The 26,708-nt window shown below is 63.3% G+C and carries 23 protein-coding genes; 15 read left to right on the plus strand and 8 right to left on the minus strand.

Features of this window, described 5'->3' with window-relative positions; translation table 11 throughout:
• Nucleotides 1-164: 164 nt before the first annotated feature.
• Both ACWHXP_RS06145 and ACWHXP_RS06150 read left to right on the plus strand, forming a co-directional pair.
• The gene (locus ACWHXP_RS06145; protein ID WP_034330597.1) at nt 165-500 is read left to right on the plus strand and encodes a zinc ribbon domain-containing protein YjdM; all 336 of its coding nucleotides are present in this window, start codon (nt 165-167) and stop codon (nt 498-500) included.
• 126 nt (nt 501-626) lie between these two features.
• On the plus strand, nt 627-1,634 hold the full coding sequence (locus ACWHXP_RS06150) for a bile acid:sodium symporter family protein (RefSeq protein WP_088753629.1): 1,008 nt from the start codon (nt 627-629) through the stop codon (nt 1,632-1,634).
• 85 nt (nt 1,635-1,719) lie between these two features.
• Here the strand turns inward: ACWHXP_RS06150 and ACWHXP_RS06155 are convergent, their stop codons facing one another.
• On the minus strand, nt 1,720-2,769 hold the full coding sequence (locus tag ACWHXP_RS06155; protein ID WP_489634230.1) for an NADP(H)-dependent aldo-keto reductase: 1,050 nt from the start codon (nt 2,767-2,769) through the stop codon (nt 1,720-1,722).
• Between the two features lie 198 nt (nt 2,770-2,967).
• Between ACWHXP_RS06155 and ACWHXP_RS06160 the strand changes: the two genes are divergently transcribed.
• Nucleotides 2,968-4,239 (plus strand): MFS transporter, encoded by a 1,272-nt coding sequence (locus ACWHXP_RS06160; protein WP_489623079.1) that lies wholly within the window; start codon nt 2,968-2,970, stop codon nt 4,237-4,239.
• 24 nt (nt 4,240-4,263) lie between these two features.
• Here the strand turns inward: ACWHXP_RS06160 and ACWHXP_RS06165 are convergent, their stop codons facing one another.
• Nucleotides 4,264-7,467: an EAL domain-containing protein gene (locus tag ACWHXP_RS06165; RefSeq protein WP_489634229.1), complete on the minus strand. Its 3,204-nt coding sequence runs from the start codon at nt 7,465-7,467 to the stop codon at nt 4,264-4,266.
• A gap of 638 nt (nt 7,468-8,105) precedes the next feature.
• On the opposite strand from ACWHXP_RS06165, the gene ACWHXP_RS06170 reads away from it, so the two are divergent.
• On the plus strand, nt 8,106-9,212 hold the full coding sequence (locus ACWHXP_RS06170; RefSeq protein WP_013234687.1) for an S-(hydroxymethyl)glutathione dehydrogenase/class III alcohol dehydrogenase: 1,107 nt from the start codon (nt 8,106-8,108) through the stop codon (nt 9,210-9,212).
• Nucleotides 9,213-9,222: 10 nt separating this feature from the next.
• Nucleotides 9,223-10,074 carry an S-formylglutathione hydrolase gene (gene fghA / locus ACWHXP_RS06175; protein WP_489623077.1) on the plus strand — a complete coding sequence of 284 codons (852 nt, stop codon included), beginning with the start codon at nt 9,223-9,225 and terminating at the stop codon, nt 10,072-10,074.
• A 194-nt stretch (nt 10,075-10,268) separates the two neighbouring features.
• On the opposite strand, the gene ACWHXP_RS06180 is transcribed toward fghA, so the two are convergent.
• From ACWHXP_RS06180 to ACWHXP_RS06190, 3 genes are all read right to left on the minus strand, one after another.
• Complete coding sequence (locus tag ACWHXP_RS06180) at nt 10,269-10,790, minus strand: hypothetical protein (protein ID WP_311433670.1); 522 nt, start codon at nt 10,788-10,790, stop codon at nt 10,269-10,271.
• Between the two features lie 264 nt (nt 10,791-11,054).
• Nucleotides 11,055-11,978 carry a Gfo/Idh/MocA family protein gene (locus ACWHXP_RS06185; protein ID WP_489623075.1) on the minus strand — a complete coding sequence of 308 codons (924 nt, stop codon included), beginning with the start codon at nt 11,976-11,978 and terminating at the stop codon, nt 11,055-11,057.
• A 46-nt stretch (nt 11,979-12,024) separates the two neighbouring features.
• On the minus strand, nt 12,025-13,014 hold the full coding sequence (locus ACWHXP_RS06190) for an aldo/keto reductase (protein ID WP_311433671.1): 990 nt from the start codon (nt 13,012-13,014) through the stop codon (nt 12,025-12,027).
• A gap of 112 nt (nt 13,015-13,126) precedes the next feature.
• On the opposite strand from ACWHXP_RS06190, the gene ACWHXP_RS06195 reads away from it, so the two are divergent.
• The gene (locus tag ACWHXP_RS06195) at nt 13,127-14,044 is read left to right on the plus strand and encodes a LysR family transcriptional regulator (RefSeq protein ID WP_489634228.1); all 918 of its coding nucleotides are present in this window, start codon (nt 13,127-13,129) and stop codon (nt 14,042-14,044) included.
• A gap of 19 nt (nt 14,045-14,063) precedes the next feature.
• On the opposite strand, the gene ACWHXP_RS06200 is transcribed toward ACWHXP_RS06195, so the two are convergent.
• The 3 genes from ACWHXP_RS06200 to ACWHXP_RS06210 form a co-directional block, all read right to left on the minus strand.
• Nucleotides 14,064-15,632, minus strand: coding sequence for a DHA2 family efflux MFS transporter permease subunit (locus tag ACWHXP_RS06200; RefSeq protein WP_134222666.1), 1,569 nt, complete (start codon nt 15,630-15,632; stop codon nt 14,064-14,066).
• Between the two features lie 50 nt (nt 15,633-15,682).
• Complete coding sequence (locus ACWHXP_RS06205) at nt 15,683-16,927, minus strand: HlyD/EmrA/EmrK family protein (protein ID WP_121041638.1); 1,245 nt, start codon at nt 16,925-16,927, stop codon at nt 15,683-15,685.
• A 141-nt stretch (nt 16,928-17,068) separates the two neighbouring features.
• Nucleotides 17,069-18,571, minus strand: coding sequence for an efflux transporter outer membrane subunit (locus tag ACWHXP_RS06210; protein WP_489634227.1), 1,503 nt, complete (start codon nt 18,569-18,571; stop codon nt 17,069-17,071).
• Between the two features lie 262 nt (nt 18,572-18,833).
• On the opposite strand from ACWHXP_RS06210, the gene ACWHXP_RS06215 reads away from it, so the two are divergent.
• The 9 genes from ACWHXP_RS06215 (at nt 18,834) to ACWHXP_RS06255 (ending at nt 26,647) form a co-directional block, all read left to right on the plus strand.
• The gene (locus tag ACWHXP_RS06215) at nt 18,834-19,451 is read left to right on the plus strand and encodes a TetR/AcrR family transcriptional regulator (RefSeq protein ID WP_039785668.1); all 618 of its coding nucleotides are present in this window, start codon (nt 18,834-18,836) and stop codon (nt 19,449-19,451) included.
• Between the two features lie 285 nt (nt 19,452-19,736).
• Nucleotides 19,737-20,348 carry a methylamine utilization protein gene (locus ACWHXP_RS06220; RefSeq protein ID WP_232729613.1) on the plus strand — a complete coding sequence of 204 codons (612 nt, stop codon included), beginning with the start codon at nt 19,737-19,739 and terminating at the stop codon, nt 20,346-20,348.
• A 45-nt stretch (nt 20,349-20,393) separates the two neighbouring features.
• Nucleotides 20,394-22,784 (plus strand): putative bifunctional diguanylate cyclase/phosphodiesterase, encoded by a 2,391-nt coding sequence (locus ACWHXP_RS06225; protein WP_489634226.1) that lies wholly within the window; start codon nt 20,394-20,396, stop codon nt 22,782-22,784.
• A gap of 57 nt (nt 22,785-22,841) precedes the next feature.
• Nucleotides 22,842-23,867, plus strand: coding sequence for a DUF3034 family protein (locus ACWHXP_RS06230; RefSeq protein WP_489623071.1), 1,026 nt, complete (start codon nt 22,842-22,844; stop codon nt 23,865-23,867).
• Nucleotides 23,868-23,883: 16 nt separating this feature from the next.
• A complete protein-coding gene (locus ACWHXP_RS06235; RefSeq protein ID WP_489634225.1) occupies nt 23,884-24,342 on the plus strand; it encodes a group I truncated hemoglobin in 459 nt (152 codons plus the stop codon).
• Nucleotides 24,343-24,444: 102 nt separating this feature from the next.
• Nucleotides 24,445-24,816: a COG4315 family predicted lipoprotein gene (locus ACWHXP_RS06240; RefSeq protein ID WP_134222660.1), complete on the plus strand. Its 372-nt coding sequence runs from the start codon at nt 24,445-24,447 to the stop codon at nt 24,814-24,816.
• Nucleotides 24,817-24,842: 26 nt separating this feature from the next.
• Nucleotides 24,843-25,400 carry an RNA polymerase sigma factor gene (locus tag ACWHXP_RS06245; RefSeq protein WP_051156335.1) on the plus strand — a complete coding sequence of 186 codons (558 nt, stop codon included), beginning with the start codon at nt 24,843-24,845 and terminating at the stop codon, nt 25,398-25,400.
• Complete coding sequence (locus ACWHXP_RS06250; RefSeq protein WP_134222659.1) at nt 25,397-26,248, plus strand: anti-sigma factor family protein; 852 nt, start codon at nt 25,397-25,399, stop codon at nt 26,246-26,248. Before ACWHXP_RS06245 ends, ACWHXP_RS06250 begins: the two co-directional genes overlap by 4 nt.
• A 210-nt stretch (nt 26,249-26,458) precedes the next feature.
• The gene (locus ACWHXP_RS06255) at nt 26,459-26,647 is read left to right on the plus strand and encodes a hypothetical protein (protein WP_034331488.1); all 189 of its coding nucleotides are present in this window, start codon (nt 26,459-26,461) and stop codon (nt 26,645-26,647) included.
• Nucleotides 26,648-26,708 lie beyond the last annotated feature (61 nt).

Here is a 26,708-nt window from a genome sequence, read left to right on the forward strand (position 1 = left end):
CGTCTTCCGCAGCCGTGATATGAAGGAAAATGGCAGGCTTGCTCGCAAGCCTGCCATTTTTATTTGCGTCTTATTTGATCTTGGGTCCCGCAAGCTATGTGAAGTTGGCGACCGAAGCAGTACAATCGCTGCCTTTTCAAGCCAATTGCCGGAGTTTAATTTACATGAGCACCTTGCCCGCCTGTCCCCAATGCCAGTCCGAATTCACCTATGAGGATGGCAGCCAGTTCGTCTGCCCCGAATGCGGCCACGAATGGAGTGCCCAGGCTGCTCCCGCCGAGCAGGCCCGCGTCTGGCGCGATGCCTCGGGCAACGTGCTGCAGGATGGCGATACCGTCACCGTCATCAAGGACCTGAAGCTCAAGGGCGGCGGTGGCGTGGTCAAGATGGGCACCAAGGTCAAGAACATCCGCCTGGTTGAGGGCGACCACGATATCGACTGCAAGATCGACGGTTTCGGCTCCATGGGCCTGAAGACCGAATTCGTGCGCAAGGCCTGATCCTGGCCTGCATCCTGAGCGGAGCCCTGCAAGCCGGGCCCGCTCTCACGTAGAATGGCGGTTTGCCCGCAGCCTATGTATACATAAGCTTGCGGGTTTCCCGATCACGACAACAACGAAACCGCCATGGCCCGTCCCCGCTTCCTGCCCGATAACATGACCCTGATGCTGCTGGCCGTCGTGCTGACCGCATCCTTCCTTCCCTGTACCGGCCAGGTGGCCGAGGCCTTCGACGGGCTGACCACGTTCATGATCGGCCTGCTGTTCTTCATGCACGGGGCCAAGCTCTCGCGGGAAGCCGTGGTGGCCGGGTTCACGCACTGGAAGCTGCACGTCACCGTGCTGCTGTGTACCTTTGCGCTGTTCCCCCTGATCGGCCTGGCACTGAAGCCGGTGCTGCTGCAATTCATCACGCCCGAGCTGTATCTGGGCTTGCTGTTCCTGTGCGTATTGCCCTCTACCGTCCAGTCTTCGATTGCCTTCACCTCGGTGGCGCGCGGCAATGTGCCGGCGGCGATCTGCGCGGCGTCCGCCTCCAACCTGCTGGGCATCTTCCTCACGCCGCTGCTGGTGGGCGTGCTGGTGGTGGCCCATGATGGCGGCGGGCATTCTTCGCTCGATTCCATCCTGAAAATCGTTTATCAATTGCTGCTGCCCTTCGTGGCCGGCCAGATCGCGCGTCCCTTCATCGGCCGCTGGGTCGAGCGCAACAAGTCCTGGCTCAAGTTCGTCGACCAGAGCTCCATCCTGCTGGTGGTCTATGTGGCCTTCAGCGAGGCAGTGGTGCAGGGCCTGTGGCACCAGGTGCCGGTGTCGATGCTGGTGGCCTTGCTGGTCATCAATGCGGTGCTGCTGGCCATCATCATGGGGCTGACCACCTTCGGTAGCCGCCGCCTGGGCTTCAACAAGGAGGACGAGATCACCATCGTCTTCTGCGGCTCCAAGAAGAGCCTGGCCTCGGGCGTGCCCATGGCCAAGGTGCTGTTTTCCAGCGGTGCCATCGGCATGGTGCTGTTGCCGGTGATGCTGTTCCACCAGATCCAGCTGATGGTGTGTGCCGTCATGGCTGCGCGGTATGGTGCGCGTGACGAACAGGTGAAGGCGGCCGTGGCTACTGAAAGTGGCGGCGACTGAGAGTCCCGGGCGCTGTATCCGCCAACAAAAAAAATGACCGGCAAGCCGGTCATTTTTTTTGCTTTGGCGGTTCGCCCGTTTCGGCTCAGGGCGCCGGATTGGGCTGCTTGCGGTGGATGGCTTCGATGCCCGCCAGCACCTCGTCGCTCAGTTGCACCTGGGCGCTGTCGATGTTGCTGCGCAGTTGTTCCAGCGTGGTCGCGCCGATGATGTTGGAGGTCAGGAAGCGGCGGCTGTTGACGTAGGCCAGCGCCATCTGCGCCGGATCCAGTCCGTGCTGGCGCGCCAGTGCGACGTACTGCGCGGTGGCGCTTTCCGCTTGTGGATTGTTATAGCGCACGAAGCGTTCGAACAGCGTCAGGCGTCCGCCTGCAGGACGTGCCCCTTCCAGGTATTTGCCGCTCAACATGCCGAAAGCCAGCGGCGAGTAGGCCAGCAGGCCGACTTGCTCGCGATGGGCGAATTCAGCCAGGTTCACTTCGAAGCTGCGGTTGAGCAGGTTGTACGGATTCTGGATGGTGACGATGCGCTCCAGTCCATGCTGCTCGGCCGCGCGCAGGAATTGCGCCACGCCCCAGGCGGTTTCGTTGGACAAGCCGATGGTGCGGATCTTGCCGGCCTTCACGAATTCAGAGAGCACCGTCAGCGTCTCTTCGATGGGCACCGTGGTTTCATCTTCCACATGCTCGTAGCCCAACTGGCCAAAGCTGTTGACGCTGCGGTCGGGCCAGTGCAACTGATACAGATCCACGTGATCCAGTTGCAGGCGCTCCAGGCTTCCATGCAGTGCATCGGTGAGGCCCTTGCGGTCCAGCTCATTGTCGCCGCCGCGGATGTGGCGCGGGTTGTGTGGTTTGCGGGCGGGGCCGGTGCACTTGGTGGCGATCAGCAACTGGTCGCGCTTGCCGGATTTCTTCAGCCAGGTCCCGAGATAGCGTTCAGTGAGTCCTTGCGTTTCCGCCTTGGGCGGGACCGGATACATTTCGGCGGCGTCGATCAGGTTGATGCCGCGTTCGACGGCGTAGTCCAGTTGCGAGTGGGCGTCGGCTTCCGTGTTCTGCTCGCCCCAGGTCATGGTACCCAGAGTGATGAGACTGACCTTCAGGTCGGTGCGGCCGAGTTGGCGGTACTGCATGCGGATTCTCCTTGTGATGCGCAGGCAGGGACCGGGGCGTGTCCTGCCGGCTGGCGCGGGATCGGGTAGTATAGCGGCGCTCGTCCTGCCTTGCAGGGCAGGGCCGCAGCGGCGCCAAGACCGCTCGCGCCAGGCCGGTTGCCGCTTGCAGTGCCCGGACTCGATAACGCCAGAACACTTCCTTCCCATCCACGAGACATGTCAGTTCCTTCCCCCAGCATCCCCCCTGATGAAGCCGCCGAATCCCTGCGCCATCACACCCCATTCAAGCTCTTCTGGTGCGCCAGCGTCGCATCCACCATTGCCCTGCAGATGCAGATCGTGGCGGTTGGCTGGCAGGTCTACCAGCTCACCCACAGCGCCTTCGATCTTGGTATCGTGGGCCTCGTGCAGTTCATTCCGTCGCTGATCCTGGTGTTCGTGGTGGGCCATGTGGCCGACCGCTTTGATCGCCGCAACGTTGCGCGCGTCAGTTCGCTGGTGGAAGCCGCCGCTGCCGCCACGCTGGCGCTGGGCAGCCTGCATGGCTGGCTCAGCCGCGAGATGATTTTCGTGATCGTGGCCATCATCGGTGCGGGCCGGGCCTTTTCCAAGCCGACCATGTCGGCGCTGCTGCCCAGCCTGATGTCGCCCAAGGCCTTGCCGGGCGCGGTGGCGGGCTCGGCCTCGGCGACCCAGTTCGCCATCATCATCGGCCCGGCGCTGGGGGGCTTTCTCTACGTGGCGGGACCAGCGGTGGTGTATGCCAGCAGCTGCGCGCTGTTCATTGCATGCAGCGTATTGTTGTCGCTGATCCGGCGTCCGGCCCAGGTCGCGGCGGCCCAGACTGCACCGGCCAAGCCGACCGGGGCCAGTCTGTCGTCGGTGTTCGCAGGACTGGCTTTCATCCGCAGCAAGCCCGCCATCTTCGGTGCCATCTCGCTGGACATGTTTGCCGTGCTGCTGGGCGGTGCTACCGCCTTGCTGCCGGTCTTCGCCAACGACATCCTGCATACCGGTGCGGTCGGCCTGGGTCTGCTGCGCTCGGCACCGGCGGCCGGGGCCTTGATCGTGGCGCTGCTGCTGGCGCGCTTTCCGCTGGGCGGCAGGGTAGGGCGCACCATGTTCATCGCCGTGGCCGTGTTCGGATTGGCCACCATCGTGTTTGGCCTGTCACGCTCCTTCCCGCTGTCGCTGGCCGCGTTGGCGGTGCTGGGCGCAGCCGACATGATCAGCGTGGTGGTGCGCTCGTCCTTCGTTCAGCTGGAAACGCCGGACGCCATGCGCGGCCGCGTTTCGGCCGTCAATTCGGTCTTCATCGGAACGTCCAATCAGCTCGGAGAATTCGAATCGGGCCTCACCGCCGCCTGGTTCGGTGCGGTGCCGGCCGTGCTCATCGGCGGGATCGGCACGCTGCTGATCGTGCTGCTGTGGATGCGCCTGTTCCCCTCGCTCTATCAGGTCGACCGGCTGGCCGCACGCCAGTCCTGAAGCCGGCGGCAAGCAGTCGCGCGCTCACGGCGGATCGCCCTCGGTCACCAGCATCTGGCTGGACTGGCGCGTGAGCTCCTGCTGCATCACCAGCATCTGCAGGAACTGCGCATAGGGAACCGGCTTGCTGAAGTAATAGCCCTGGTACTCATCCGAGCCGAACTCGCGCAGCGCCTGCAACTGTTTCTCCGTCTCCACGCCTTCGGTCACCACCTTCAGGTTCAATGCATGGCTCATGGCGATGATGGCCTGCACGATGGCGCTGCTGTTGGCATCGTCGGGAATGTCGTTGATGAAGGATTTGTCGATCTTCAGCGTATTGACCGGGAAACGCTTGAGATAGGCCAGCGAGGAATAGCCGGTGCCGAAGTCGTCAATGGAAATGGTGAAGCCTTCTGCACGGATGCCATCCATGATCGCGATCGCACGGTCGCGGTTGTGCATCACCATGCTTTCGGTGATCTCGAACTCCAGGCAGGCCGGTGGCGTGCCGTGGCGCTGGACCACGCTCTTGATGTCTTCCAGCAGACGTTCATCGCCGAACTGGCTGCCGGTCAGATTGATGGAGATGCGTCCGCACACCAGTTCGCGTTCCAGCATCAGGCCGATGTCGCGGCAGGCCACGTCCAGCACCACCAGGCCGATCTGGTCGATCAGGCGGGTCTCCTCAGCCAGCGGGATGAATTCACCGGGCGGCACCAGGCCGCGCACCGGATGCTGCCAGCGGACCAGGGCTTCCGCACCGACGATGCCGCCGGTGGCCAGGTTGATCTTGGGCTGGTAGTGCACCACGAACTCGGCGCGTTCGATGGCGCGGCGCAGTTCGGCTTCCAGCGCGATGCGCTCTACCGTATTGGTGTTGACCTCGTCGGAGAAGAAGCGATAGTCATCCTTGCCATGGTGCTTGGCGCGGTACATGGCAATGTCGGCATTCTTGATGAGCGTTTGCGCATTGTCGCCATCGCCCGGATAGGTGGCGATGCCGATACTGGCCGAGAGCATGGCTTCCTGGCCGTCGATGATGAAGGGCTTGCGCGCCTCGGTGAGCAGCTTCTGTGCAATCTCGCCCAGTTGCAGCGGATCGTCGAAGTCATCCACCAGCACGATGAATTCATCGCCGCCCACGCGCGCCAGGATATCCAGCTCGCGCAGGGTATTGCGGAAGCGCTGGGCGATCTCCTGCAGCACCGCTTCGCCGGCCTCGTGACCGAAGGTATCGTTGATGTTCTTGAAGCGATCCAGGTCCATCAGCAGCACGGCCACCATGCCGTTGCGGTGCTCGGCGTGGGTAATGGCATTGGAAACGTGCTGGGTGCACAGGAAGCGGTTGGGCAGGCCGGTCAGCTCGTCATAGTGCGCCAGGTGGCGGATGCGCTCGTCGGCGCGGCGGCTCTCGATGGCCACGCTGGCGAGGTCGGCGGCGATGTTGGCCAGCTGCAGGTATTCATTGCTGGGGGCCTGGTTTTCCTTGAGCAGGGCAGCGAACACGCCCAGCAATTGGCCTTCCTTGCCCATGATGGGCCAGGCCCCGCAGGACGGGTAGATCTCTACATCGATGAGCACCCGCAGGTGTTCGGTCACCGGATCGCGCGCGATGTCGGTGACGATGCAGGGTCCGCGCCGCAAAGCCGCTTCAGCGCCGACGCCGCAGCCATGACGGATCGGCATGCCCTGCAAGGCACGCAGCAGGCGTGGCGGATAGCGCTTGCTCAGCACGGAAGTGAAATGCGAGGCTTGCTCATTGACCAGCATCACGCAACTGGCCCCATAAGGAATCTGCGCATCGGCAAAGCCGATGATCTCGTTGAGGATGCCGTCCAGGTCATCGTCGGCCATTACCATGTGCAGCACCCGGTTCTGTTCGCTCTGCAGCAGCTCGGCGCGCTTGCGGGCGCTGATATCGCGCAGGATGGCGAAGATCGCATAGCCACGATCGAATTCGGCGCGGTTGAGGGTAACGTCGGTATGGATGATCTTGTTGCGGCGGACCGTTACCCATTCGAACTGCTGGGGTTGCCCCGCGAGTACCCGGCCGACCAGCTCATCGATGTCCGGCTGGTCGGGCTGGCGCGCCTTGTGGCGAGAAAACAGGCCGACCTTGCGGCCGATGATGCGGTCCTTGTCCGGCACGCCGAAGAAGCGCAGCGCGGCCGCATTGCAGTCGAGGTAGCGCAGCTCCGAGGAGATCAGCACGATGGGATCGCTGCCTTCTTCGTAGAGCTTGCGGTAGCGGTATTCGCTGCTCGAGAGGGCGTGATCCAGGCGGCGCTGGTAGCGGTAGTACACCAGGAAGGCAATGAGCGCGATGAGGATGAAACCAAGGATGCCGGTGGTCAGCAGGATGCGGTTTTCGGTGCGGCTGCGCCATGGCGAGAGCACGTCTTCCATGCGCCGCGCATAGACCGCCACCAATGACCATTTGTCCAGGCGCTTGTAGGAGAACGACAGCGGTTCGCCGGTCAGATGCGAGATCTCTTCGAACGACCCTTCCTCGGCCCCGGCACGGATGCGTGCCATGCTTTTGGCATCGGCCAGGCTGACGCTGAGCCAGCGCTCTTCGAAAGGCGAGCGCAGCATCATCGAGCCGCTGTCGGTGCGCAGCGAGACGATGGCCTCGAAATTGGTGATGCGCTTGTAGAAGTCGAAGAAGGTTGCAGCCTTCAGTTCGGCCACCAGCAGGCCGATCGGGCGGCTGCTGCGGTCGTAGAGATTCATGGCCACCGGCAGCACCAGGTCGCGGTTGTAGCGACTGCGCATGAGCTGGCCCACGAACAGGTTGGGCCGGGCCGGATTGCCGTCCACGTGGGTCAGCTTGTGGTCTTCGGGGATGCTGGTGGTGTCGAAGGGGCGCAGCGAACTGGCACGGGTGTTGCCGTTGCGGTCGATGTAGCGCAGCACCATCACGGTGGACAGCCGCTGTTGCGTGTCCGACAGCAGTCGGTACAGCGCCTGGTCGTCGTCCAGCAGGTCGGGGCCGGCGACGTGGATTTGCTCGGCGGCGGACCAGAGCAACTTGTCGAGTTCGCCGAAGATGCGTTCAGCGTGTTCCTGCACGCTGCGCACGGCCGCCATCGAGCTGGCGCGCTCGGCATCGATGGTCAGCTGGCGGTCCTGGCGGATTTCCCACCAGGTCTGCACGACAATGAACGACCCGACGAAGCCGACGAACAGCAGCAAGGTTTTCAGGGTGTAGCCTGGGCGTCCTGGCGATTTGTTCTGTTTTCCCATGTGACCCACTATCACATTACCTGTCGTTAGGCAGCAGATTGCTGCACGTCCCTTGGCCCGGAAAGATGCCGGACGACCGTTTCGACAGCCCTCGCACGCAATCGGCACGTTCCTGCCAGCGGAACGGCGGCGGCTGACGCGGGCATGGTGGATAGCCCTTGTCAGTGCGGCAAGCCGCGCGCGTTCACACGGTGTGATCGCGCTTACGCCAAAATTACGTGGATGCCCCCACTTCGTGATACGCGAGGTGTCAGTATGCCACCTCGTGTCCTGCTGCGCTTTGTTGGCGCTTGTCCTTGCTTTGTGCCCTTGTTGTGCGCTGATCAATGGCCGCTGCGCCAGCCACGTTCACCGTTTGTTTTGTAGCAACCTTACCGCAAGCTCAGGGCTTTGTCATCCTGCGCGCAACGTCGCTGCAACGCGACAGCGTGATTTTCATGTCAGATGGAAATTTTCACTTGTTCTGGCATCAACATGAAGGATGTTAAGCGTGGCAGATGCGTTTTCGTTTGCAATGCGATAATACCGCTCAGTCGGAAGTTTCACAGGCATCACCAGTTTTACTGAATTTTCCTGACGAGGCCCAACTGGTCGGTCGGGAAGTTTTACTTCAATCATCACGCAAAGGACCCATCCCTATGAAGACAAGAGCAGCGGTAGCATGGCAGGCAGGCAAGCCCTTGACCATCGAGGAAGTCGAACTCGGCGGCCCCAAGGCCGGCGAAGTCCTGGTCGAGATCAAGGCCACCGGCATCTGCCATACCGACTATTACACGCTCTCGGGCGCCGACCCGGAAGGCATCTTCCCGGCCATCCTCGGCCACGAAGGCGCGGGCGTGGTGGTCGATGTCGGCCCGGGCGTGAAGTCGCTCAAGAAGGATGACCATGTCATCCCCCTGTACACGCCGGAATGCCGCGAGTGCAAGTTCTGTCTGTCGCAGAAGACCAACCTGTGCCAGGCCATCCGCGCCACCCAGGGCCGTGGCCTGATGCCGGATGCCACCAGCCGCTTTTCGCTGGACGGCAAGCCGCTGTTCCACTACATGGGCACCTCGACTTTCTCCAACTACATCGTCGTACCGGAAATCGCTCTTGCCAAGATCCGTTCGGATGCGCCTTTTGACAAGGTCTGCTACATCGGCTGTGGCGTGACCACCGGCGTAGGTGCGGTGCTGTTCACCGCCAAGGTGGAAGCGGGTGCCAACGTGGTGGTGTTCGGTTTGGGCGGCATCGGCCTGAACGTCATCCAGGCGGCCAAGATGGTGGGGGCCAACAAGATCATCGGCGTCGACCTGAATCCGGCGCGTGAAGCCATGGCGCGCAAGTTCGGCATGACCGACTTCATCAATCCCAAGGACGTGCCCAACGTGGTTGATGCCATCATCGGCATGACCGATGGCGGCGCCGACTACAGCTTCGAGTGCATCGGCAACACCACCACCATGCGCCAGTCGCTGGAGTGCTGCCACAAGGGCTGGGGCCAGTCCATCATCATCGGCGTGGCCGCAGCCGGCCAGGAGATCTCGACCCGTCCGTTCCAGCTGGTGACCGGCCGCGTGTGGAAGGGCTCGGCCTTCGGTGGCGCGCGTGGCCGTACCGACGTGCCGAAGATCGTCGACTGGTACATGGAAGGCAAGCTCAACATTGATGACCTGATCACGCACAAGCTGCCGCTGGAGCGCATCAATGAGGGCTTCGACCTGATGAAGAGCGGCGAGTCGATCCGCTCCGTGGTCGAGTTCTGAGGAGAGCGCGATGCTGGAGACTCTCTCCGAGCACGGCTGTTTTGGCGGCGTGCAGGGCTTTTATCGCCATGCCTCGCCCGCCATCGGGCTGGATATGCGCTTTTCGGTGTTCGTGCCGCCGCAGGCGGGGCAGGGCGGTGGCAAGTTGCCCGTGCTGTTCTACCTGGCCGGGCTGACCTGCACCGAAGAAACCTTCATGATCAAGGCTGGTGCGCAGCGTGTGGCGGCCGAGCTGGGGCTGATCCTGGTTAGTTGCGACACCAGTCCGCGTGGCGCGGGCATTGCCGGTGAAAGCGACAGCTGGGACTTTGGCGTGGGTGCGGGATTCTACCTGGATGCCACACAGACGCCGTGGAGTCAGCGCTACCGCATGGAAAGTTACGTGGTCGAGGATTTGCGCCTTGCCGTGCTGGAGCACTTCCCGGCCGACCCGCAGCGCATGGGCATCTTCGGTCATTCCATGGGCGGGCATGGCGCACTGACGCTGGCCTTGCGACATCGTGATCTGTACCGCTCGGTATCGGCCTTCGCGCCGATCGCCGCGCCGGTGCACTGCCCGTGGGGGCAGAAGGCCTTCAGTCACTATCTGGGCGAGGATCAGGAAAGCTGGCAGGCGCATGACGCCAGCGAGCTGATGCGCAAGCTCTATGCGCCTTTCCCGCAGGGGATCCTGATCGATCAGGGGCTTGCAGACAAATTCCTGATCGAGCAGCTGCAGCCGGAACGCTTCGAGGCAGCCTGCAAGGAAGCCTCACAGCCGCTGACCTTGCGTCGGCATGCGGGGTATGACCATGGGTATTACTTCATCGAGAGTTTTGTGGAAGATCATTTGCGCTTCCATCATGCCAATTTGATGGCTTGAACTCGCTTGAGCTGGAATGAAGGGCTGACGATCCACATCGTCAGCCCTTATTTTTTCTGCGGCCTTCCACACGCTCTGCCGGGCTGTGCTGTTTGTATCGCGGCAGGCTCCACCCGCTGCCGCGGGCAGCACAGTTGCCGCAGACAAGATCAAGGGAATGGCCGGCGATTCTGGTTGTGCGTGAGATTGAAAATTCACTCAATCATGTTTCTGATAGCGCTGCATTGGGGCGATTGCTTGTCCAGGGAGCATTCGAGATTGGAATAAGGTGATGCCGATTTCTCGCCCGCGCACTCGTGGATGTGCTCCCAAATATAGGCTGGACCTTCGCCGCCGGGAAAAGCTGCGCTTCTCCCATCGGCACTCCAGAAAAATACGGAGCGGCCCATCCCGACCGACCCTTGGGAATACGCGGTAATCGGAATGATGGGCCAGGTACTGTCTCTCACGACTTTCTTGGAGCGCAGGTCAACGACGGTGTAAAACGCATCGCCGTCGGAGAGCGTGAACAGGGCGTAAGGATCCAGCCAAGACCACCTTTCGCCGCCGCGGAATGCGTATTCGATCAGGGCGCACTTGGCCCCCGGATTGACCAGAATGGTCTGCGGTTCGATGGCGGGGCGGATCAGTTGAGGGAATTTGCGCAAAAGGAGATAGCTCGCCAGGAGTGCGAGGGTAACTAAAGCAAACAGTTTTGTAGAACGTCTAAATGGCATGGCTTAAAACAAGTACTGATTCAATAGAACGTTCTGAGTTTGTTAATCATGAGGACAAGTTCCTCTTGATTCGCCCAGGGCATAGAGCCGAACAAAGACTGGCTTGATCTTTCTCCAATGCCCGTGATATCGAGCGCGGTTGAAATCATGGACGTCCCTAGCGAATACGCCAATGCTAGAGACAATTTCAGCCCATTCATGAAAAAAACCGGCCCAATCGGACCGGTTCCATGGAAACAAGGCGGCCAACCCGCCTGTACATGATCAGACGAAAGCATCCGTCACAACATGCTCCCCCAGCATGAACGCATCGGCCACATGCCGCAGCGGCGCCACATCCACATCGGACGATCCGCTGCGGATCAATTGGCAGAAATGTGCATACAGCGAGGGATACTCCCCCTCCACCGGCAGCTCGCACGGCGCATCGTTGATCCAAAGTTCATGTCCGCCCTTTTTCAGGTGGACCCGGGTGCTGTCGGTCTCGATGACGATGTCCCAGGTCTGTTCACCCGTCTGGCGCCAGTCGAAGTCCGCTTGTACATCCGTGCCCAGGGCATCGGTAAAGCCCAGGCGCGCGGCAATCGGCGTCTGGCGGTTGGATGGCACTTCCAGCGTGGCCTGCTTCAGGAACATCGCCTGCGGCAGGATCTCGGTGACGATCGACAAGGCATTGATGCCCGGATCGAACACGCCCAGGCCGCCCGGCTGCCAGATCCATTCCTGGTCCGGGTGCCAGTGGCGCACGTCTTCACGCCAGATCACCTTGACCTGGCGCGGCGCATGTTCCTGCAGATGGCGCTTGACCACCTGCACCGCCGGCGCATGGCGCGAGTGCCAGCTGGCGAACAGGGTCACGCCTTTGTCCGCCGCCAGGTTCTTCAGCGACTCGACTTCGGAGAGCGTGGCACCGGGCGGCTTTTCCAGGAATACGTGCTTGCCCGCGCTCAGTGCTTCTCGTGCGGCTTCATAGCGGTACTGCGGCGGCATGCACAGGGAGAGGGCCTCGATGGCCGTGCCCGAGGCGAGCATCTCGGCCATGCTCTTGTAGGCGGTCACGCCCTCGATGCTGTGGTTGCGGCTGGCGGTCGCGACCAGCTTGAAATCGGCATTGCCGGCAATGGCCGGGGCATGCTGGTCATAAACGATCTTGCCGACGCCGGCGATGGCGAGCTGGATGGGTGTCATGGTGTCCTTGCTTATTATTGGTTACATGAAGGGGAGGGGCCACAGATTACCAGCGTTGATGCACGTACGGTGCAATGTCATGCAGATAGAGTTCGCGCAGCGCCTGCATCACCTCATCCGTGATCGGCGGCAGGGCGCTGGCCGCACTGTTGGACTGCGCCTGCGCGACGTTGCGTGCACCGGGGATCACGGTGCTGATGGCGCTTTCCATCAGGATCCAGCGCAGCGCGAATTGCGCCATGGGAACACCCTGCGGCAGCAGCGCGCGGATCTTCTCCACGGCGGCCAGTGCGACCTCATATGGCACGCCCGAGAAGGTCTCGCCGACATCGAAGGCTTCGCCGTGGCGGTTGAACTGACGATGGTCGTCGGCGGCAAAGGTGGTCTGCGCATTCATCTTGCCGGTCAGCAGGCCCGAGGCCAGCGGCACGCGGGCGATCACGGCGATGTCGCGGCGCTGCGCTTCCTGCAGGAACAGCCCGATGGGGCGCTGGCGGAAGATGTTGAAGATGATCTGCACCGATTTCACGTTCGGATATTCGATGGCCTTGAGCGCTTCTTCCACCTTCTCCACCGAGACGCCGTAATGGCGGATCTTGCCGGCCGCGACCAGCTCATCCATGTAAGCGAACACTTCCTGCTGGTAATACACCTCGGTGGGCGGGCAGTGCAGTTGCACCAGGTCCAGGCAATCGACCTCCAGGTTCTTGAGCGAACGGTCGACGAAGGCGGTGAGATTGTCCTTGTTGTTGTAGCCGCTGGCCACATGCGGCGAGAGCCGGCGGCCGGCCTTGGTGGCCACGAACGGACGTGCGCCGCCGCGTTCCTTCAGGACTTGCGCAATCAACTGCTCGGAGCGGCCATCGCCATAGACATCGGCCGTGTCGATGAAGGTGACGCCCGCATCCAGTGCGGCGTGCAGCGCGGCCTTGGCATCCTGGGAGGAAACGTCACCCCACGAACCGCCAATGGCCCATGCGCCAAATCCGATTTCGGAAACTTCCGCACCCGTGCGGCCAAAGCGTCTTGTTTTCATGCCGGTACTCCTTTTGAGCATTCCAAAAGCCGTAGTTATACCGCGCACCACGCGCGAAGGTGGCTGGTTTAAGATGAGCCAGATTCATTCCTGAAGTGATTTCAATTCATTCATGTCCCTCCTCGACCATATCGAATTTTCCGATCTGCGGATCTTCGTCACCATCCTGCGTACCGGCAGTTTCAAGGCCGCCGCGATCCAGCTTGGCCTGACGCCCTCGGCCACCAGCCATGCCATGAAGCGGCTGGAAGAGCGGCTGTCGACCCAATTGCTGTACCGGTCCAGCCGCGCGATCTCGCCCACGGCGGCCGGCAGTGAACTGGCGGCCCGGCTGGAAGAAGGGTTTGAGCAGATCGCGCAGGCGCTGGGCCAGCTGGAAAGCTCGGCAGAGGGGAGCCTGGGCGAATTGCGCATCAACGTCTTCGCCGATGCCGCCCATCTGCTGATCGAACCGGCCATTCCCGAATTCGTGCGGCTATGTCCCAAGGTCAAGCTCACCATCGTGGTCGATGACAAGCCCATCGACATCGTCAGCGAAGGCTATGACGCCGGCATCCGCTACGGCCACTACGTGCCGGAGGGCATGGTGACCGCGCCGCTCACGCGCGCGCATCGCTGGGTGGCAGCGGCCTCGCCGGCGTATCTGGATCGGCATGGACGGCCACTCACATTGGAAGACCTGCAGCAGCACACCTGCCTGCAATTGCTCTTGGGCGACAACTCGAGCTACCAGTGGGAATTCGGCCGTGGCAAGCACCGCCAGCGCATTCGCGTGCCGGGCCTGGTGACGATCAACAATACGGCAGCCACCATCGCGGCGGCCAAGGCCGGGGTGGGTATCGCCTATCTGTTGGAGGGAAGGATCAGCAAGGAAATCGATGAAGGCTCGCTGGAAGCCATCCTGGAAGAATGGGCGGCCCCCAGCGAGCCGTTTCACATGTACTACAGCAGCCGCCGCCATGCGCATCCGGCCTTGCGCAAGCTCATCGACATCATCCGCCTGCAGCACGGCCTGTCGCGGCTGCGGTAGCCGCCACAGGCCGGCCAGTTCAGTGTGCCGCCGACGCTTCGGCCGCACCCGCGCCGCCCTTGGAGGGCTTGATGATCCAGATCAGCGGGATGATGACGATGAAGATCACCGCCGAGACATAGAAGATGTCATTGATGCCCAGCATCGCCGCCTGGAAGGTGATGGTCCGCTCCAGCATGCCGGCCGTCTGCTCGGCGTTCAGGCCCAAGGTGCTGCTGATGTTGTTGACGGTCTCCTGCAGCCAGGGGCTGTAGGGGGTGGCGTGTTCGGTCAGCTGTGCGTGGTGCATGATGGTGCGGTTGTTCCAGGCCGTGGTCGAAATGGAGGTGCCGACCGCGCCGCAGAACACGCGCACGAAGGACGACAGGCCGGCCGCCGCCGGGATGCGTTCCGGTGGCAGGCCGGAGAGCAGCAGCACCGTCAGCGGCACGAAGAACATGGCCGTCGGAATCCCCTGCAGCAGCGTGGGCAGGATCACCGTCATCTGATCCACCTGCAGGTTGTAGCGCGAGCGCAGCCAGAACACGATGGCAAAGCCGATGAAGGACGCCGTGGCCACCTTGCGCGCATCCACCAGCGGCAGGAAGCGTCCGATGAGCGGCATCAGGATCACCGCGAAGATGCCGATCGGTGCGGTCGACAGCCCCGAGTCGATCGAGCGATAGCCCAGGTATTGCTGCAGCCATTGCGGCAGGATCACCAGGTTGCCGAAGAAGACCCCGTAGCCGATGGAAATGGCGATGGTGCCGCCGGCGAAATTGCGCCGGCCGAACAGGCGCAGGTCCACCACCGGATGGTCATTGTTCAGTTCCCACACGACGAAGTAGGCAAAGGCGATCAGCGCGATGATGCCCAGCGTGACGATGGTGGGCGAGGAGAACCAGTCCAGGTCCTTGCCCTTGTCGAGCATGATCTGGAAGGCCGCGACCCAGGTCACCAGCAGCGCCAGGCCGATCTTGTCGATGGGCAGCTTGTGGGTCGGCGTCTCGCGCGAGCGGTAGATGGCCAGCGTGACGCCGGCGGCAATCAGGCCCACCGGGATGTTGATGTAGAAGATCCAGGGCCAGGTGTAGCTGTCGGTGATCCAGCCGCCCAGCGCGGGGCCAGCCACCGGTGCCACCACCGCCGTCATGCCCCATAGCGCCAGGGCGAAGGAGGATTTCGATTTGGGGTAGGCCCCCAGCAGCAGCGATTGCGACAGCGGCACCATGGGGCCGGCCACCAGGCCTTGCAGCACGCGCGCGGCCAGCAGGATGGGCAGGGTGGGCGCCAGGCCGCACAGCCAGGAGGCCAGCACGAACAGCAGCACCGAGGTCACGAACAGGCGCACCGCGCCCAGGCGCTGCGTCAGCCATCCGGTCAGCGGGATCGAGATGGCGTTGGCTGCGGCAAATGAGGTGATGACCCAGGTGCCCTCATCGACCGATACACCCAGGTTGCCCGAGATGGTCGGAATGGCGACGTTGGCGATGGAGGAATCCAGCACGTTCATGAACACCGCCAGCGACACCGACAAGGTGCCCAGCACCAGGTTGGCACCCGTCAGCGGCGGTGGCGGCGTGTAGGGTTTGGGGGGAGTAGTGGCCATAAGGCTTGATCAATGTCCGGTGAAGGTCGGGTAGGGACAGCCGCACCCCATCAGGTGTGCGGCACCGCCACCGGTGCGGCGGCCGCCTTGCTCTTGCGCGCCTGCGGCAGGCCGCTGGCGTTGTCGCTGATGATGCGCTCGACGATGGCATCGGCCTGCTTGCCGAGGTCGTCATAGACATTGGTCTGGTAATTGGTCGGCACCGCTTCCAGCGCACGGCCATCGCCATGGATGTCCACGGTGGCGGTGGTGGACAGGCCGATGCGCAGCGGATGTGCGCGCACCTGTTCCGGATCGAGCGCGATGCGCACCGGCACGCGCTGCACCACCTTGATCCAGTTGCCGGTGGCGTTCTGTGCCGGCAGCAGCGAGAAGGCGCCACCGGTCCCGGCCGAGAAGCCGATCACGGTGCCCTTGTACTTGACGCTGGAACCGTAGACGTCAGCGATCACTTCCACCGGCTGCCCCAGGCGGATGTGCTGCAACTGGCTTTCCTTGAAGTTGGCGTCGATCCAGATCTGTTCCAGCGGCACGATGGCCATGAGCGGATTGCCGGCCGCGATGCGCTGGCCGACCTGCACCGAACGCTTGGAGACGAAACCGGAGACCGGTGCCACGATGTTCACGCGGGCATAGTTCAGGTAGGCATTGCGCACGGCGGTGGCCGCCTGCAGCACGTTGGGGTGCTCGGTCACGCTGGTGTGGTCGGTCAGGGCGCGGTTGGCGGCTGCAGCAGCGCGGGCCTGGTCGAGTGCGGCGACGGCGCTCTTGACGGCGTCGCGCGCGTGCGAGACGTCTTCCTGCGAGACCGCACCGGAAGACAGGCCAGCCTGGCGACGCTGCAGGTCTTCCCGGGCACGGGCCAGGTTGCTGTCGGCTGCGGCCACATTGGCGGCGAGCGTGTCGTTGTTCAGGAACAGCTGGCGCGTTTGGCGCACGGCTTGGGCCAGTGCGGCCTGGGCCTGCTCCAGCGCGAGCTTGGTGTCAGCTGCATCGAGTGCCACCAGCGGCTGGCCGGCCTTGACCACTTGCGTGTCGTCGGCCTTGACGGCCACCACGGTGCCGCCAACCTGGGCGGAGATCTGCACGACGTTGCCGCCGACATAGGCGTCATCGGTTTCTTCAAAGAAGCGGGCATGCAGGAACCAGTACAGGAAACAGGCGATGGCGATCACCAGCAGGACCAGCGTGAGCAGGATCAGCTGACGCTTGCGCTTGCCGTTGCCATTTCCGTTGCCATTGCCATTGCCATTGCTGTTGGCTTGCGGGTTTTGTTGGGTGGTGCTGTCACTCATGGAGGACTCCGTTCTATCTTTTTGTAGTCGGTCGATCAGCCCCGCCGCAGCAGCGGGGCCGTCCCGGTCACCGGCGGCAGGGTGGAGAAGCCGGTGGCGGGCTGGGTTCAGTTCATTGGCTCAGGTCGTCTTGGGGCAGGCTCATCGCGACGGCGGGGGGGCTGCCGCCAGTCCGGCCTGCTGGGCGTCGAAACCGCCGCCCAGGGCCTTGTAGAGCGCCACCTGCTGTTCACGGCGCTGGGCTTCCAGCGCCACCAGCGACTGGCGCTGGGCCAGCACGCCGGTTTCTGAGGACAGCAGCGTCAGTTGCGACACCAGGCCCAGGCGATAGCGTTCGCGCGCCAGGTCGTAGGCACGCTCGGCGGCTTGCAGCGCTTCACGGCGGATCGGCAGCTGGCGCTCGATGGAGTGGATTGCCGCAATCTGGCGCGCCACATCGGCATAGGCATCGTTCAAGGTCTTGTTGTAAGTGGCGACGGCCAGCTCATAGTTGGCGTATTCGCCCTTGAGCCCGGCCCGCAGTGCGCCGCCTTCGAAGATCGGCAGCGTGATGGCCGGACCGAAGGCGATGCTCTTGCTGGCGGCCGTGAAGGGATTGGCATCGACCAGACTGTCGAAACCGATCATGGCGCTCAGGTTGATGTCCGGATAGAAACGCGCCTTGGCGACATCCACACCACGGCTGGCGGCTTCCACTTGCCAGCGCGCGGCCACGATGTCGGGACGGCGGCCCAGCAGGTTCAGCGGCAGGTCGGCCGGCAGGCCCGGCGTGGCCAGGTTCTGCAGGGCGGGCGGGGCCAGTTGCAGGCCGCGGTCCGGTCCCTTGCCGCTGAGCGCGCCCAGCTGCTGGCGCAGCAGCACGATCTGGCCGGCATTCTGTTCCAGCTGGGCGCGGGCATCGGCACTGCTGGTGCGCGACTGGTTGCGTTCGATCTGGCTGTCCAGACCGGTCTTGACGCGGTCGGCGGTGATGGTCTCCAGATTGCTGCGCTGCTGTACCGTGCGCTGCAGGATGTCCTGTACCGCATATTGCGCCGCCAGCTGGCTGTAGACCGAGACGATCGAGGCCGTGAGTGCCAGGCGTGCTTCCTGCTCGCTGGCCTGGGCCGCCTTCTCGCTGGAGATGGCTTGCTCCAGGGCAGACTGGTTCTTGTTCCAGAGGTCAAGCTCATAGCCGACGTTCAGGCCAGCCTTTTTTTCGTTGTACCAGTTGCCACCGTAAGGCGGCGGGTAGATCGAGGTACTGGAAAACTGATTGCGGATGACCGAGGCTTCGGCGTTCACGGTCGGCAGCAGCGGTGCACCGCGTGACTCAGCCAGTGCGGCCGCTGCACCGATGCGGGCGCGCGCCTGTTGCAGGCCGGGATTGGCGGCGAGAGCGTCCTCGATCAATGCGGTGAGCTGGGCGTCACCGAACTGGCGAACCCAGTCGCTGCCCGGCCATTGCCCGTTGGGGGCGCCCGGATTTGGATCGGAGAGGCTGCGTGTGGTACTGAAGTCGCGCGCCTGAGCCAGCTGCTTGTCGCTGCCGATGCCCTCGAAGCTGGCACAGCCCGCCAGGCCGATGGCCCCGATCAGCGCGGCCAGCACGGCGCGGGCTGCCTTCGCCCGCGGCCGGGTGGCGGGCGAGATGATGCGTTGCATAGAATTCTCCACGAAGAATGTTTGGCGATACGAGTTGTTTTTCGAGTTTTGCGATACGCGCCGCGACGTTCCGACAGCCTTCAGTCGCGAAGACTCGCAGGACCGGGCCGATGGGGCAGGCAGCGCTTGCCTGGATTTACGAGTACCATGACGGGGTCGGGCGAGTAAAAACTCATTTTTCGTATTATACTTCGATATACGAACAATCACTCACGTTGCGAATTCGCGTCGGGGGCGGGCGAATTCCTCACCAAAGCTGCCAATGAAACTGCAACCCAGAAAAGAACCACGCCAGGCACGTTCCCGGGCGATGGTCGATACCATCCTTGATGCCATGTCGCGCGTGCTCGTCGAGCGTGGCTATGCCAAGACCAATACCAATCTCGTGGCCGAATCGGCCGGCATCAGCGTCGGTTCGCTGTACCAGTATTTCCCCAACAAGGATGCGCTGATCTTCGCGCTGCGCGAGCGCCACAGCACGCGCATGCTTACGCTGTTCGAAGACGTGGTGGCGCACATCGATGCCTCCGGGACGCTCTCGGGCGATTTCGAGAAACTGATCAACGCACTGGTAGCGGCGCACCTGCTGGAGCCGGAACTCAATCGCATTCTCGAAGAGGAATTTCCGGCCTTCAACCTGCCGGTCTCGCAGGAAATCCGCCAGGGCTTCTTCGATTCCATCCGCCGGGTGCTGGAAAAGCACCGCGCCACCATCACGCCCCCCGATCTGGATGTGGCGACCTTCGTGGTCCAGCGCATGCTGAAGGCGCTCATCAAGGCGGTGGTGCTGACCGGTTATGGCGGTGTCTCCCCGGCCAGCGTGCGGACCGAGATCCTGCCCGCAGTGATCGGCTATCTGACCGCTCCGCGCAGTCAGTAGCGCGACATCAAATGATCTGGTTGCTGAGGGGCATCCAGTATTGAAATTCACGGGCATAATTGTCAGAGTGAAGATTAAAACGGCGAATCGAGGCGGCCACCGAGGGAGGGAAGGCCGCTGATCCTGAAATATTGCACGGCAGCAAGTCAGAAACTCCCCGATATGCAACTCTCAGGGTTTCCGTATAGTGCGGGGATGGATGGCAGGATGCGCTGTTGCCACGGTCGCCGCCGGTCATCTTCATTGCCCTTATTTTTCAATGACAGCGATATGCAGAAAAAGAACATGCGCCGCGCCCCCCTCCTGGCTCTCTTCCTGTTGTGGGCAGGAACGTGGGCCCTGAGCGCTCAGGCCGCCGTCTCTGTGCAGGTGCTCGACAGCGCCGGCCAGCCCGTGCCCAATGCCGTGGTCTATGCCGAACCGGCGGGTGGCGGAGGAGCCATCAAGGCGGCGCGCCAGGTCGAGATCGAGCAGAAGAACAAGACCTTCATTCCTTTGGTGACGGTGGTGCAGACCGGGACAGCGATCCTGTTCCCCAACCATGACAACGTCCGGCACCATGTCTATTCGTTTTCCCCGGCCAAGACCTTCGAACTGAAGCTGTATTCGGGCGTGCCGGGCAGTCCGGTAGTGTTCGACAAGGCCGGTACCGTGGTATTGGGTTGCAACATCCACGATGAAATGGTGGCCTACGTGCAGGTGGTCAACACTCCGCATTTCGGCGTGAGCGAACGTAACGGCGTGGTGAAGTTGGAGGGCATCGCCAATGGCCGCTACACGCTCAAGGCCTGGTATTTCACCATGGGACCGAACCAGGCCGCCGTAGAGCAGCCACTGGAAGTACAGGGAGACGGCCGGGCCGTCATCAAACTCAACGTCAAGGCGGTGCCGCTCTGAAGCGGCGGCATCATGCCAATCTGAACAACAGGAATCGGGGCCGGGGTGCGTCTTTACCGTCTGGAAAGCAAGATCGTCGCGCTGTTCATCATCCTCATCGTGGTGGTGCAACTGGCCGGCTTCGTGGCGATCCGTACCGCCATTGATCGCAATGCGCGCAGCGCCATCAGCGAGGAGCTGATCATTGGCGAGCGCGTCTTCACGCGCCTGCTGGACCAGAATGCCCAGAAGCTGACCCAGGGCGCACGTCTGCTGGCCTCCGATTTCGGCTTCCGGCAGGCCATCGGCACCGATGACCGCGACACCATCGCCTCGGTACTGGCCAACCACGGGGCGCGCATCGGTGCCACCATGGGCATGCTGGTCGGCACCGATGGCCTCATCCACGCGTCCACCCTCGAATATCCCGATACCGACCTGCAGCGCAGCAGCCTGGAACTGGTACGCAAGGCCGGCAACGGCAATGGTGCGGCCGAGAGTGCCGTGGTCGGCGACAACCTGTTCCAGATCGTGGCGGTGCCGATCAAGGCTCCGGTCACCATCGCGTGGGTGGTGATGGGCTTCCCCGTGGACCGCGACCTGGTCAACGACATGCGTGCGCTGTCGCAACTGCAGGTCTCCATCCTGGTGCGCCAGCGTGGCAGCGCGGGCTGGACGGCCGATGTATCGACCCTGCCCAAGGCAGAAGCGCAGATGATGGCCAAGGAGGCCAGCAGCCCGCAGATGGGCCAGGCGGGTGCCACCGACCTGCAGATCGACGGCAACCAGTATCGTGCCCGCGTGCTGCCGCTGGCACGCGCCAGCAATGGCCAGGAAGCGGTGGCCGTATTGCAGCGCTCGGTGAGCGAGGCGGTGGCTCCATATCAGCGTCTGCAACTGATCTTGCTCAGCATCACCGTGCTGGGCGTGCTCGGTGCGGCGGTCGCCAGCGCCGTGATGGCGCGCCGCATCACCAGTCCCCTGCGTGACCTGGCCACTGTGGCCAAGCGGCTGGGGGAGGGCGATTACAGCGAAGGGCTCTACATTCGCCGGCAGGATGAAATCGGCCGTCTGGGTGCGGCCTTCGAAACCATGCGCTCGGAAATCGCCAGCCGCGAACTCAAGATCAGCCGGCTGGCGTATCAGGACCAATTGACCGGCCTGCCCAACCGGGTGCAATTCGGCGACCTGCTGCGCGAAGCGATTGGCCAGGCGCAGGCGCTGCCGGGAGGCAGCTGCCACATCCTCATGATGGACCTGGACCGCTTCCAGCAGGTCAACGATGTGCTCGGCCACAGCTTCGGCGACGACCTGCTGCGCCAGGTAGCGGCACGCCTGGACGCGCAGCTACTGTATCCGGGGGCCAAGGTGGCGCGCCTGGGCGGGGATGAGTTCGCCATCCTGCTGCCGGGCGTCGATCTCGCTGGCGCGCTGGATCAGGCGGCACACATCCTGCGTGCGCTGGAACAGCCCTTGTCGCTGCAGGAACAGACCGTGGACCTGGGGGCCGGCATCGGCGTGGCCGGCTATCCGGCCCACGGTGACAGCAGCGAAGTGCTGCTCAGCCGGGCCGAGGTCGCGATGTATACCGCCAAGCGCAAGGGCAATGGCGTGACGATCTACGATCCGGCCATCGACCAGAGCAGCCAGGAAAGCCTGTCGCTGCTGTCCGAACTGCGCCGTGCGCTGGAACGCGACGAATTCATGCTCTATCTCCAACCCAAGCTGGACCTGGCCACGGGTGCCGTCGTCGGCGGCGAAGCCCTGGTGCGCTGGGTGCATCCGGAGAAGGGCTTCATCGGTCCGGATAACTTCATTCCGTTTGCCGAGACCACCGGTTTCATCCGCATGCTGACCATCTGGATGATGGAAAAGGTGGCGGAGCTGTCGGCCCGGTTGCAGGCGCAGGGGCTGCGCCTGAAGTTCTCGGTCAACCTCTCCACGCGCGATCTGCTGGATCAGGAATTGCCGACTGCCTTCGGGGCCATCCTCGAACGCCATCGCCTCACGCCCGCCGCGCTCTGCCTGGAAATCACCGAGAGCGCCATCATGGATGATCCGGCGCGCGCCCAGAGCACGCTGGACCGGCTGGCCGCCATGGGCTTTGCCCTGAGCATCGATGACTTCGGTACCGGCTATTCCTCGCTGGCCTACCTCAAGCGCTTGCCGGTGGATGAACTGAAGATCGACAAGTCCTTCGTCATGAAGATGGCGCAGGATCAGGATGACGCCAAGATCGTGCGCTCCACCGTGGACCTGGGCCACAACCTGGGCTTGCGGGTGGTGGCCGAAGGGGTGGAAAGCGAAGAGGTCTGGTTCCTGCTGCGACAGATGGGCTGCGACCAGGGACAAGGGTATTTCATGGGCAAGCCGATGCCGGTGGAGCGCTTCCTGGAGTGGCTGCAGCAATGGCGGGCGCCGGAGATGCTGGATCAGTCGGAAAACGTCGCAATATGAAGGATGGCGCGAGGGGTCGCGCCAGCAAAGAATCACCAAGAGGGGGCAGGGGACAGCATGAAGAAAATCACCAAAAGTGGCGCGTTCGCGCTGCTGGCGACACTGTCTGCGCCGGCGTTGGCGCAGCTCAGCGATGCTGACCGCGAGGCCTGGATGCAGGCCCAGCAGCGCAAAGCCGCCCAAGCCATGCGCGCCGCGCCGGGCCCCGTCAGTTCCGGCGCGGCAGCCACTGCCCCCGAACCCGCTGCCGATCAGGACAAGACACGCTGGATGCCCGATCTCGGCAAGCTCACCGCCACCGGCGGCGTGATCCAGGTCGAGGGGGCCGGCGGCGGTGGTCTGACGCCCTGGGCGCTCATCACCGGCTATGGCACGCGCGACAGCTATGGTGCCAACGCCCATTACACCTATCTGTCGACCCAGGACTACACGCTCAAATCCTACGGCGTGGCCGTGGGGATACTGGACCGGTTGGAACTGTCGCTGGCCAAGCAGGAGTTCTACGGCAGCTTGGCCCCGTTGGCCGATCTCAAGATCACGCAGGACATCGTGGGCATCAAGCTCAAGCTGGCCGGTGACGCCGTCTATGATCAGGACCGCTGGCTGCCCCAGATCGCCGTCGGTGCCATGTTCAAGCACAACAACGGCATCGGCGGGCTGGGCACGGTGACCAGCGTCAAGCAGCTTGGCGCGGCCAGTGATGCCGGCATCGACTATTACCTCTCGGCCACCAAGCTGCTGCTGGAGCAGAGCCTGCTGCTCAACGGTACGCTGCGGCTGACCAAGGCCAACCAGATGGGACTGCTCGGTTTCGGCGGCGACCTCAATGACCGCTACCAGGCCATGGGCGAGTTTTCGGCGGCCTACATGATCAACCGCAAGCTGGCGCTGGGTATGGAATACCGCATGAAGCCGCGCAACCTGGCGGCCGACCATGAGAAGGATTATTACGATGCCTTCCTGGCCTGGTTCCCCAGCAAGAACCTGTCGATGACCCTGGCCTACGTGGCGCTGGGTGACATCACCGTCTACAACCCCAAGCGGCAACGCGGCGTCTATCTGTCGCTGCAGGCCGGTTTCTGAGCGCACGGGAGCCGCGATGAACAAGTTCAGAATGCAGCAAGCCGCGCTCGGACTGGCCCTGGCCTGTGCCCTCGGCCTGGCGCAGGCCCAGGCCCAGACCCGGACTCCGGCCACGCCCGATGACAGCCTGTTTCGCGCACTGGGCGGCTTGCCCGTGATTGAGCGGGTGGTGCAGGATTTCATGGACAACATGCTGGCGGATGCCCGCATCCGCCATACCTTCGACAATTCCAGCGTCAAGCGCGTCAGGGAAAAGCTGGTGGAGCAGTTCTGCCAGCTCAGCGGCGGTGGTTGCATCTACACCGGGGATCCCATGCGCGAAGTGCACCAGGGTCTCAAACTGAGCAATGCCGACTTCAATGCCCTGGTGGAAGATCTGCAATTGGCCATGGACAAGAATGGCATCCCCTCCCGCACCCAGAACCGCCTGCTGGCGCTGCTGGCACCCATGCAGCGCGAGACGGTCAGCCGATAGCAAAAAATATTTTGTGGCGGCGGGAATAAAGCAGGGCCGCCTTCCGTATACGTCGGCATGGGTATGGCACATCGCGCAACCCGACCACGAAAAGGAAACATCATGAGACTGCTCGCAACTTCCCTGCTGGCGCTGGCCTGCGCCTCGGTTTCTTTCACCGCCTCGGCCCAGAGCGCCGGTGTCAAGACCATGGACGGCATCCTGGTCGACGCCAGCGGCATGACCGTCTACACCTTCGACAAGGACACCGCCAACAGCGGCAAGAGCGTCTGCAACGGCCCCTGTGCCAAGCTGTGGCCGCCGGTCGCACCGATGGGCATGCCGGCTGCGCCGTATTCCACGGTGACGCGCGACGATGGCAGCGCCCAACTGGCCTACCAGGGCAAGCCGCTGTACCTGTACGAGCCCGACAAGAAGCCGGGTGACCGTACCGGCGACAACTTCAAGGACGTCTGGCACGTCGTCAAGCCCTGATCGTCCTTCAGACCCTCCGGCCCGCCATGTTCGGACGCACCGCCAGGCTGCAGCGCCAGCAACGGGAACGTCAGGCCGACGAGCAAGCCATGCTCGCCTGCCTGCCGCGCCTGCGGCGGTACGCCCGCGCGCTGACGGGCGGGCGCGACAGTGCCGACGACCTGGTGCAGGACACCCTGGAGCGCGCCTGGCAGAAGCTCGACAGCTGGCAACGCGGCAGCGACATGCGGCCCTGGCTGTTTGCCATCATGCACAACCTGCACGCCGACCAGCGCCGCCAGCCGACGCTGGTCACGGTGGACCTGGAGCAGGCGGCAGACGCTGCGGCCCCGGCGTCGCTGGCCGAACACGGCTTGGCCCTGGATCTGGAAGCGGCCCTGCAGCTGCTGCCGGCGGAGCAGCGGGAAGTCCTGCTGCTGGTGGTGCTGGAAGAGATGCGTTATGAAGAAGTCGCGGCCACGCTGGGCATTCCGACCGGGACCGTGATGTCCCGCCTGTCGCGCGCCCGCGAGCGTCTGCGGCAATGGATGGAGGGACCCGGCGGGCAGGGTGAAGCCGGTGCGACCCTGAAGGTGGTGAAATGAAGACCCCGGCATTCCCCGAAGAAGATTTGCACGCTTACACCGACGGCCAGCTGCCGGCGGCGCGTGCCAGCGAGATGGCCGCCTGGCTGGAGCAAGACCCGGCACACGCCGGGGATCTGCACCGCGTGCGCGCCTGGCGCGCCCAGAACCGCGCCTTGCATGCCCATTACGACCCGGTCCTCGAAGAGCCCCTGCCGCCGCGTCTGGCTGCAGCGGTGCTGGCCGGGGCGGGCGAACCGCACCGCCGCCGCGATGAGGCTGGCGAGGGGGCGGCCAATGGACCGTTCTGGTGGCGTTATGCGGCCATGCTGTTGCTCACGCTGGCGGGGGCTGCGGGCGGCTGGCTGGCGCATGACCTGACCGGCGGCGGCCGCGCCCGCACGCTGGCATCCGCGCCCGTGATGCTGGCACGTCAGGCCGCGGTGGCCCATACCGTCTTCAGTGCCGACTTGCGGCGGCCGGTGGAAGTCGGAGCCGATCAGGAACAGGCCCTGGTGACCTGGCTGTCGCGCCGGCTGGGCGTGAACGTGCGCGCCCCCAAGCTGGCGCCGCTGGGGTACGACCTGATCGGTGGCCGGCTGCTGCCGGGGCAGAGCGGTCCGGTGGCGCAGTTCATGTATCAGGATGCGGCCGGACAGCGGCTGACCCTGTATGTCTCGCACGACCAGGTGCAGAACAGCGAGACCGGCTTCCGCTTCGCTCAGGAAGGCAAGGTCAACGTCTTCTACTGGATCGATGGCCAGTTCGGTTATGCGCTGTCGGGCGGCGTTGCACGCGCGGAACTGTCGCGCATTGCCAGTTCGGTCTACGAGCAACTGGTGCCATTGCCGCCCGCGCCGTCACGCTGAGCACCTTACGGCGGACCTTGTTCCGACTTGAGGTTTACACATGCAAAAGCAGGTAAGGACTGGGCAACTCCCGTCAAGACTGTCTGCTTGCCTGCCGCTAACACATTTACCCATGACGTAAAGCCTGATCAACCATGGTGGGGGGATGTGGAAACATGCGAGATCAGGCTGACGCCATGGTCCGGTTGCACTTCAGACAAGGAGTTTCATATGGAGCTAGCAACTATCGCCAGCGGTGCAGCAACGGCCTGGCTGGTCGACAAGGCGGCGCAGTCCGTCGGCATCGATCTGGGCAAGGTCGCCAAGGCGGCAGTGGATGATGTGGTAGGTGTCGCGACGACTGTGGCGCGCCTGCCGGCCAATGTCAACATTGGACGCATCATCAATACCATCGTCTAGGTGGCCAGGGCTTGCTGCCTTGGCGTTCGCTTGATCGCACCCTTCGGGGTGCGATTTTTTT

It is taken from the genome of Herbaspirillum sp. Her2 (assembly GCF_057961375.1).

Bases quoted from the DNA above. Each gene is read 5' to 3' on its own strand.
- ACWHXP_RS06145 (WP_034330597.1), top strand. From the start codon at position 165: ATGAGCACCTTGCCCGCCTGTCCCCAATGCCAGTCCGAATTCACCTAT.
- ACWHXP_RS06150 (WP_088753629.1), top strand. From the start codon at position 627: ATGGCCCGTCCCCGCTTCCTGCCCGATAACATGACCCTGATGCTGCTG.
- ACWHXP_RS06155 (WP_489634230.1), bottom strand. From the start codon at position 2,769: ATGCAGTACCGCCAACTCGGCCGCACCGACCTGAAGGTCAGTCTCATC.
- ACWHXP_RS06160 (WP_489623079.1), top strand. From the start codon at position 2,968: ATGTCAGTTCCTTCCCCCAGCATCCCCCCTGATGAAGCCGCCGAATCC.
- ACWHXP_RS06165 (WP_489634229.1), bottom strand. From the start codon at position 7,467: ATGGGAAAACAGAACAAATCGCCAGGACGCCCAGGCTACACCCTGAAA.
- ACWHXP_RS06170 (WP_013234687.1), top strand. From the start codon at position 8,106: ATGAAGACAAGAGCAGCGGTAGCATGGCAGGCAGGCAAGCCCTTGACC.
- fghA (WP_489623077.1), top strand. From the start codon at position 9,223: ATGCTGGAGACTCTCTCCGAGCACGGCTGTTTTGGCGGCGTGCAGGGC.
- ACWHXP_RS06180 (WP_311433670.1), bottom strand. From the start codon at position 10,790: ATGCCATTTAGACGTTCTACAAAACTGTTTGCTTTAGTTACCCTCGCA.
- ACWHXP_RS06185 (WP_489623075.1), bottom strand. From the start codon at position 11,978: ATGACACCCATCCAGCTCGCCATCGCCGGCGTCGGCAAGATCGTTTAT.
- ACWHXP_RS06190 (WP_311433671.1), bottom strand. From the start codon at position 13,014: ATGAAAACAAGACGCTTTGGCCGCACGGGTGCGGAAGTTTCCGAAATC.
- ACWHXP_RS06195 (WP_489634228.1), top strand. From the start codon at position 13,127: ATGTCCCTCCTCGACCATATCGAATTTTCCGATCTGCGGATCTTCGTC.
- ACWHXP_RS06200 (WP_134222666.1), bottom strand. From the start codon at position 15,632: ATGGCCACTACTCCCCCCAAACCCTACACGCCGCCACCGCCGCTGACG.
- ACWHXP_RS06205 (WP_121041638.1), bottom strand. From the start codon at position 16,927: ATGAGTGACAGCACCACCCAACAAAACCCGCAAGCCAACAGCAATGGC.
- ACWHXP_RS06210 (WP_489634227.1), bottom strand. From the start codon at position 18,571: ATGCAACGCATCATCTCGCCCGCCACCCGGCCGCGGGCGAAGGCAGCC.
- ACWHXP_RS06215 (WP_039785668.1), top strand. From the start codon at position 18,834: ATGAAACTGCAACCCAGAAAAGAACCACGCCAGGCACGTTCCCGGGCG.
- ACWHXP_RS06220 (WP_232729613.1), top strand. From the start codon at position 19,737: ATGCGCCGCGCCCCCCTCCTGGCTCTCTTCCTGTTGTGGGCAGGAACG.
- ACWHXP_RS06230 (WP_489623071.1), top strand. From the start codon at position 22,842: ATGAAGAAAATCACCAAAAGTGGCGCGTTCGCGCTGCTGGCGACACTG.
- ACWHXP_RS06235 (WP_489634225.1), top strand. From the start codon at position 23,884: ATGAACAAGTTCAGAATGCAGCAAGCCGCGCTCGGACTGGCCCTGGCC.
- ACWHXP_RS06240 (WP_134222660.1), top strand. From the start codon at position 24,445: ATGAGACTGCTCGCAACTTCCCTGCTGGCGCTGGCCTGCGCCTCGGTT.
- ACWHXP_RS06245 (WP_051156335.1), top strand. From the start codon at position 24,843: ATGTTCGGACGCACCGCCAGGCTGCAGCGCCAGCAACGGGAACGTCAG.
- ACWHXP_RS06250 (WP_134222659.1), top strand. From the start codon at position 25,397: ATGAAGACCCCGGCATTCCCCGAAGAAGATTTGCACGCTTACACCGAC.
- ACWHXP_RS06255 (WP_034331488.1), top strand. From the start codon at position 26,459: ATGGAGCTAGCAACTATCGCCAGCGGTGCAGCAACGGCCTGGCTGGTC.